The following is a 6358-nucleotide window of genomic DNA, read 5'->3' as shown; positions in this document are numbered from 1 at the left end:
AGAAGCAAAGGGGGGTTTTGTTTGGGGGTTGGGTATTATTGCTTGATAGTTACCAAAGTCTTATTGAATATTACACAAACTTTTTTTATAATGTTCGTTCGTTCGTTCGTTCGTTCGTTCGTTCGTTCGGATTTAATTTTTATATTATCATATCAATTATCACTATTTTTTATATTAAGATTGTAGAGGATTACTTATGAGCATTCATACAACGGTCGCCAGACGCCCTTCATGGCGTGGCATTTTTGCAGGACTTTTGATGGGTCTTGTTGTATCTATGATAATGCTGGCTTTGGCCTTAGTGCTAAGCTCTTTTTTATCACTAGATTTGCGTGGCGCAGGCATTGCTGCTGGTGTTTATACCGCAGTAACCGCTTTAATCAGTGCTTTTGTTGCAGGGTTTTTTGCTGTCAAAGCATCGGCACCAGAGGCGTTATTTGGTGATGGTACCGACATTTTGCCAAAAGACGCTGCTTTAACAGGTATGCTAACCGCAGCAGCCATCGTTGTCATCAGCTCTGTATTTGCTTTTAATAGTGTAACTGGCATTGTAAGAACTGCTGGCAACGCTGTTGGCACAACCGCAGGTGCTATTGGAGGGGCTGCCAGTGCCGTTACATCAACGGTAACAACAGTAGCTGGTGCTGGTGCTACCGCAGCAGCTGGCTCATCTGATGCCGCAGGTGGCGATATCACTGCCAAAGCACAAGAGCTGTACCAAAAAGCCACAGGCAATATCAGCCGTCAAGACATCGAAGCTTGGGTTGCTAAGAATAACGAAACTTTTGATGAAGCACAAATCAGTGCAACAGTGAATGTACTTGAAGACATGCTTAACAAAACCAAAGCTGACCTTAATGGCATGGATTTTACCAATCTTGACACATGGAAAAATATTGATGAATATGCCAAGCAGCGTGCCGACGAGGTACAAGCCATTGTTACAGGCGATGAACTTATTGCCAGACTACAAGCAGAGGGTTTAACCCAAGAGCAGGCGTTGGAAGTGCGTGAAGAAACTGCCACCGCTTATCATGAATATCGTGCCAGCACCGAACAAGCCATTGCTGATGCTAAGATGAATATTGAGCAAACTCTACAAAGTGCAGAAGATACTGCTCGTAAAGCTGCTCTATACTCTGGTCTGTTTTGGTTGATTAGCACGCTACTGACTTTTGTGGCAAGCATCATGGGTGCAAAAACAGCCGCAGCAAATTACCGTTTGGCATCACCCATCACTGTTCGTGAGCGTGACCTTCGTTAATTGCCAACAAGCAATGTTCTTAAAAATCTGTCAATATTTTGGCAGATTTTTTATGTCAATTTTTATGCCATGTGATAAAATCAGAGTGAACTTTTTTGATGGTTCATGAACTCTTTAATTAAAAATGTATGAAAAATCCATTTCACTTGATACCCACCCCACGCACTTGTCCACATGGTGATTGTGGCAAGATATTTTGTGATGTGATTTATAAACATGGCATCATCTTTTGTCCGCATTGCCAAAAAAGCCTATTGGTCAATCCATTTACGCCTGATTTGCAGCAAATGACTTTTTGGCAATTTGTCAAATATTTCATCAAAAGATATTATAAATTATATGTGATTTGTACCGGCATATTCATATTGATTTATACTGATATATTCGCTTTTGCTGATTTAGATAAATTCAATCTTACAACAGGATTTTGGGTGGCAGTGATTATTCTTATGATTTTTTTGTTTTTTGTGGCAATTGTTGCCATTGAAAACAATCTAAGATATTATCATGCTTATAAAATAAAAAACAGACCCCTAATAAAAGGCGTGGATAACTATGATGATGTCAAAAATGATTTTAACATCTCTGTTGCCCATGATAAACTAGCAACCTCTTTTGATACACATGCACCATATTGTCCACATTGCCAATCTCAAAGATTTCACAATACAGCAGATGATGATTATGTGTGTCAAAAATGCCATACAAAATCATCCCTAAGTTCAAAATTAAAAAACACGAATACCATACAATTTGCATCAATCTATACCATCTTATTTTTGATAATGAGATATGTCAGTTTTGATTTTTATTTGTTTATTTATATTTTGGCTGTCTTTGTGATATTTTTAATCAACTTATCCATTAACTATTATTGGTACAAAACCCCAAAATGGCTACCTTAAATATTCCTCTTGCTGAACGCCTTTATCACAGCGACCATCAAACCCATCATTTAGTATAAATAACGCCTTGCTTGATTTGATGTTATCATAGCAATCTTAACGCCTAAGATATTTTATCATATAAACAATATTTATTAATTTATAATAACTTAAAAATTAATTAAGAAAAATTATGAAGTTGATTTATCTACATGGATTAGATAGTGATAGCAATGCAATAAAAGCACAAATCACACAAAATTATTGCCAAGCTAACTATCCAAATATCGAAGTCATTCGACCTGATCTTAATCGTACACCTGATGAGGTGGTCAAGCTCTTAAAATCTCTGATCATTGATGATCGAAATACCGTCTTAATTGGTTCATCTCTTGGCGGGTATTTTGCGAATTTATTATCTGATTTGACGGGTGTGCCTGCGGTGCTGCTCAATCCTAGTATCTGGCCTGATATCAGTTTTCGCCGATTTTTGGATCAAAATTTTGATGAACGTGCTTTGTCTGATGAGACAGTGATTTATACAACAACGGGCGGTTGGCAGATTACTTATGGTGATTTGGCATGGTTTGAGCGGCATCGATTGGCTGTTAAAAATCCTGATTTAATCAAAGTATTACTTAAGATGGGTGATGAGCTTTTAGACGCACAGGTAACCCAAGCTTTTTATGATCAAAAAGGCGTGCAAGTATTGGCACAAGCAGGAGGCGATCATCGTATTAGTGATTATGAAGTGCAGGTGGCAACAGTGATTGACTGGGCTATCCGATTGCATCAAAGATAGCTGAATTCAAATGAATTTGTACAATCAGTATTTCAAAATTTATGTATTAAAATCCATCGCTTCAATATTAAGTATGGTATTTTTTCTAAAAATACAAAGCCTTCAAGATAAATCCATGACAGCGGACAAAATTTAACACCATTTCCCAAAATCTTAGCTTTGGTGTACAATGACCTATATTTTTATCCATAATATTTATGAGCACATATAATTCACAAAAATTAGAAGTTTTAGAAGGTTTAGAACCAGTTCGCCGCCGCCCAGGCATGTATACTGATACTATGCGTCCCAATCATCTTGCCCAAGAGGTCATTGATAACTCGGTCGATGAGGCATTGGCAGGATTTGCTCGTCATATCATCGTCATTTTGCATAAGGATGGTTCGCTGTCTGTTGAGGATGATGGGCGTGGGATGCCGACCGATATTCACCCTGAATTTAATCAATCAGGTGTTGAGCTGATTTTGACACGCCTGCACGCTGGCGGTAAATTTAGCACCGAAAACTATCAAGTCTCTGGTGGTCTGCATGGCGTGGGTATCAGTGTGGTAAATGCATTGTCCACACGCGTTGAGGTGACGGTGTGGCGTGATGGACTGATGCACACGATGGCATTTGAACACGGTGAGCCTGTTACCGCTTTGATTGCTGATAAATCAGCCAATAAAAAAAAGCGTGGTACCAAAGTACAATTTTGGGTGGATGGGCAGTATTTTGATACGCCAAAATTTTCAATTAAAACCCTTAAGCATAACCTAAAAGCCAAAGCAGTGCTTGCAGCAGGGTTACACATTGATTTTATCAGTGAGATTGAGCCAAATGACAGTGAAAGTTGGCAGTTCACCGATGGTGTGGTGCAATATCTGACCGAGCAGCTAGATGGGTCTGATACATTACCTAAAGAGCCATTTTATGTTAGCCAAGAGCCTACTTTGGGTGAGCGTGGCGGGGCGACTTTTGCGTTATCGTGGCTTGCTGAGGGCGGTACACCAATTACCGAAAGCTATGTCAATCTTATTCCAACTGCTCAAGGTGGCACGCATGTCAATGGTTTACGCACAGGTGTACTTGAGGCACTGCGTGAGTTTTGTGATATTCATAATTTATTGCCGCGTCAAATCAAGCTGTCTGGTGAGGATGTGTGGGATGGCGTCAACTACATTTTATCGCTGAAATTTGTTGAACCGCAGTTTAGTGGACAAACCAAAGAACGCTTATCAAGCCGAGAAGCTGCGCCATTGGTTCAAACCTTGGCTAAAGATGCTTTTAGTCTTTGGCTAAATCAGCATCCAGATCACGCCAAAGCCATTGCCGAACTTGCCATTTCAAAAGCCACCAAACGCCTAGCAACTGCACAAAAAGTGGCGCGTAAAAAAGTCACTCAAGGACCAGCACTACCAGGTAAGCTGTGGGATTGTCGTGGGGGATTAAAAGAAGGTTCAGAGCTGTTTTTGGTGGAAGGTCAGTCAGCGGGTGGATCAGCAAAGCAAGCGCGTGACAATGCATTTCAGGCAATTTTACCACTGCGAGGTAAAATTTTAAATGCTTGGGAGGTGTCATCAGATACTGTATTGTCCAGCCAAGAAATTCATGACATTGCCATTGCGATTGGTGTAGATCCTGCATCAGATGATTTATCTGAGCTTCGATATGATAAAATCTGCATCTTAGCAGATGCTGATTCAGATGGTCTGCATATTGCGACACTGATTTGTGCGTTATTTGTGAAGCATTTTCCTGCACTGATTGAAGCGGGTCATCTGTATGTGGCGGTACCGCCTTTGTATCGTATTGATGCAGGTAAGGATGTGTATTATGCACTGGATAATGAAGAGCTTGAACAAGTACTTGCAAGGCTTGGTAATAAAAAAACGCAAATCACTCGCTTTAAGGGGCTAGGTGAGATGAATCCAAGTCAGCTGAAAGAAACGACAATGAACCCTGATACGCGCAAGTTGATTCGTTTGGATTTGGATGATACCGCAAGCACAAACAGCATCATGGATATGCTGCTTGCCAAAAAACGCTCAGCAGACCGAAAACAGTGGCTAGAGACCAAAGGGGATTTGGCGGATATTTCTGTTTAAGGTGATTATGATAATGACCTATAAAACCATGATTAAGATGGCTTATAGGTCATGTTTAATCAGTTAAAATGGCTGGTAGTATTAAGGTTGCCAAGTAATGAAATTTGACAACAGTTTTAAGCCTGCATGATGGCTTTTTTCGGGATGAAATTGAGTGATAAAAAGATTATCCCAAATGATACTTGAACAAAACTTCTGACCATAAGTGGTATGCGCTAAAATCAGCTGATTATTTGGCGTGGGGTCACAATAATAGCTGTGCGTGAAATAAAAATACTCATGATTGCAGCCTTGCCATAGCATATGATCGGTATCTGTATCAACACGGTTCCAGCCAACATGCGGTATTTTGATTGGTTCATCATTTTGTATCCAAGCGTCATCAAATCTGCGTACCGTGCCAGAAATGATGCCCAAACAAGGGACATCGCCTTCTTCTGAGACATCAAACATCGCCTGCATACCGACACAAATTGCCATAACAGGCTTGGTATTCAAAGCTTCTTTAACGGCGATATCAATGCCATGTTTAGCCATATGTGCCATTGCATCACGCATAGCACCCACGCCTGGTAGCAGAACTTTATCTGCTTTTTTAATGTCATCAGCTCGATCGGTGGTGATGACATCAGCACCTGCCACTTTGAGTGCATTAGCGACCGAATACAGATTACCAACGCCATAATCAAGTAACGCAACTTTAGTCATAACAACCCCTTAGAGCATATTTTTGGTTGAAGGCAATTGATCCTTGGCACGCTCATCATACTCAACCGCCATTCGCAATGCACGGGCTAAGGCTTTAAATACGCTTTCAATTTGGTGATGGCTATTTTTACCTTTTAGAGTATCAATATGTAAGGTGATAAAGGCATGATTAACCAGCCCATAAAAAAACTCAGAAAATAAATCGACATCCATCGAGCCTATGTGTGAGCGTGTGAATGGCACATTCATGTGTAAACCAGGGCGGCCAGAAATATCCACCACCACACGAGATAGGCTTTCGTCAAGCGGTGCATAAAAATGCCCATAACGGCGAATGCCTTTTTTGTCGCCCAAGGCTTGTTTGAGTGCTTGACCGATTGCAATACCAACATCTTCAACACTATGATGATCATCGATGTGGGTATCGCCCACACATTTGACATCCAAATCAATGAGTCCATGGCGCTTGATTTGATCAAGCATATGATCAAGAAACGGCACACCCGTATCAAGCACGCCTTGACCGCTACCATCTAAATTGATATTGACACTGATTTGGGTTTCGGCGGTATTTCTTGTAACACTAGAAAAGCGAGTCATGATAATCCTTGAA

The 6358-nt window shown here is 40.6% G+C and carries 5 protein-coding genes; 3 read left to right on the top strand and 2 right to left on the bottom strand.

Features of this window, described 5'->3' with window-relative positions; genetic code table 11:
* The first annotated feature begins 196 nt into the window (after window positions 1-196).
* From HMPREF2573_RS08955 to parE, 3 genes are all read left to right on the top strand, one after another.
* Window positions 197-1264: a hypothetical protein gene (locus tag HMPREF2573_RS08955; protein WP_003657174.1), complete on the top strand. Its 1068-nt coding sequence runs from the start codon at window positions 197-199 to the stop codon at window positions 1262-1264.
* A gap of 1077 nt (window positions 1265-2341) precedes the next feature.
* Window positions 2342-2950 (top strand): YqiA/YcfP family alpha/beta fold hydrolase, encoded by a 609-nt coding sequence (locus HMPREF2573_RS08945; protein WP_003660398.1) that lies wholly within the window; start codon window positions 2342-2344, stop codon window positions 2948-2950.
* 197 nt (window positions 2951-3147) lie between these two features.
* Complete coding sequence (gene parE / locus HMPREF2573_RS08940) at window positions 3148-5037, top strand: DNA topoisomerase IV subunit B (RefSeq protein ID WP_003664013.1); 1890 nt, start codon at window positions 3148-3150, stop codon at window positions 5035-5037.
* 81 nt (window positions 5038-5118) lie between these two features.
* On the opposite strand, the gene hisH is transcribed toward parE, so the two are convergent.
* Together hisH and hisB are read right to left on the bottom strand one after the other, a co-directional pair.
* The gene (gene hisH / locus HMPREF2573_RS08935) at window positions 5119-5745 is read right to left on the bottom strand and encodes an imidazole glycerol phosphate synthase subunit HisH (protein ID WP_003657182.1); all 627 of its coding nucleotides are present in this window, start codon (window positions 5743-5745) and stop codon (window positions 5119-5121) included.
* Between the two features lie 9 nt (window positions 5746-5754).
* Window positions 5755-6345 (bottom strand): imidazoleglycerol-phosphate dehydratase HisB, encoded by a 591-nt coding sequence (hisB, locus tag HMPREF2573_RS08930; protein ID WP_003657184.1) that lies wholly within the window; start codon window positions 6343-6345, stop codon window positions 5755-5757.
* Window positions 6346-6358: the final 13 nt, after the last annotated feature.

This window comes from Moraxella sp. HMSC061H09, assembly GCF_001809255.1.
In the GTDB taxonomy this organism is placed as follows: domain Bacteria; phylum Pseudomonadota; class Gammaproteobacteria; order Pseudomonadales; family Moraxellaceae; genus Moraxella; species Moraxella catarrhalis.
The sequence above is the reverse complement of the archived record's forward strand: the minus strand, read 5'-3'. Positions and strand labels throughout refer to the sequence as shown.

Coding starts and splice junctions, on each gene's coding strand:
- parE (WP_003664013.1), top strand. CDS start 3,148: ATGAGCACATATAATTCACAAAAATTAGAAGTTTTAGAAGGTTTAGAA.
- HMPREF2573_RS08945 (WP_003660398.1), top strand. CDS start 2,342: ATGAAGTTGATTTATCTACATGGATTAGATAGTGATAGCAATGCAATA.
- HMPREF2573_RS08955 (WP_003657174.1), top strand. CDS start 197: ATGAGCATTCATACAACGGTCGCCAGACGCCCTTCATGGCGTGGCATT.
- hisH (WP_003657182.1), bottom strand. CDS start 5,745: ATGACTAAAGTTGCGTTACTTGATTATGGCGTTGGTAATCTGTATTCG.
- hisB (WP_003657184.1), bottom strand. CDS start 6,345: ATGACTCGCTTTTCTAGTGTTACAAGAAATACCGCCGAAACCCAAATC.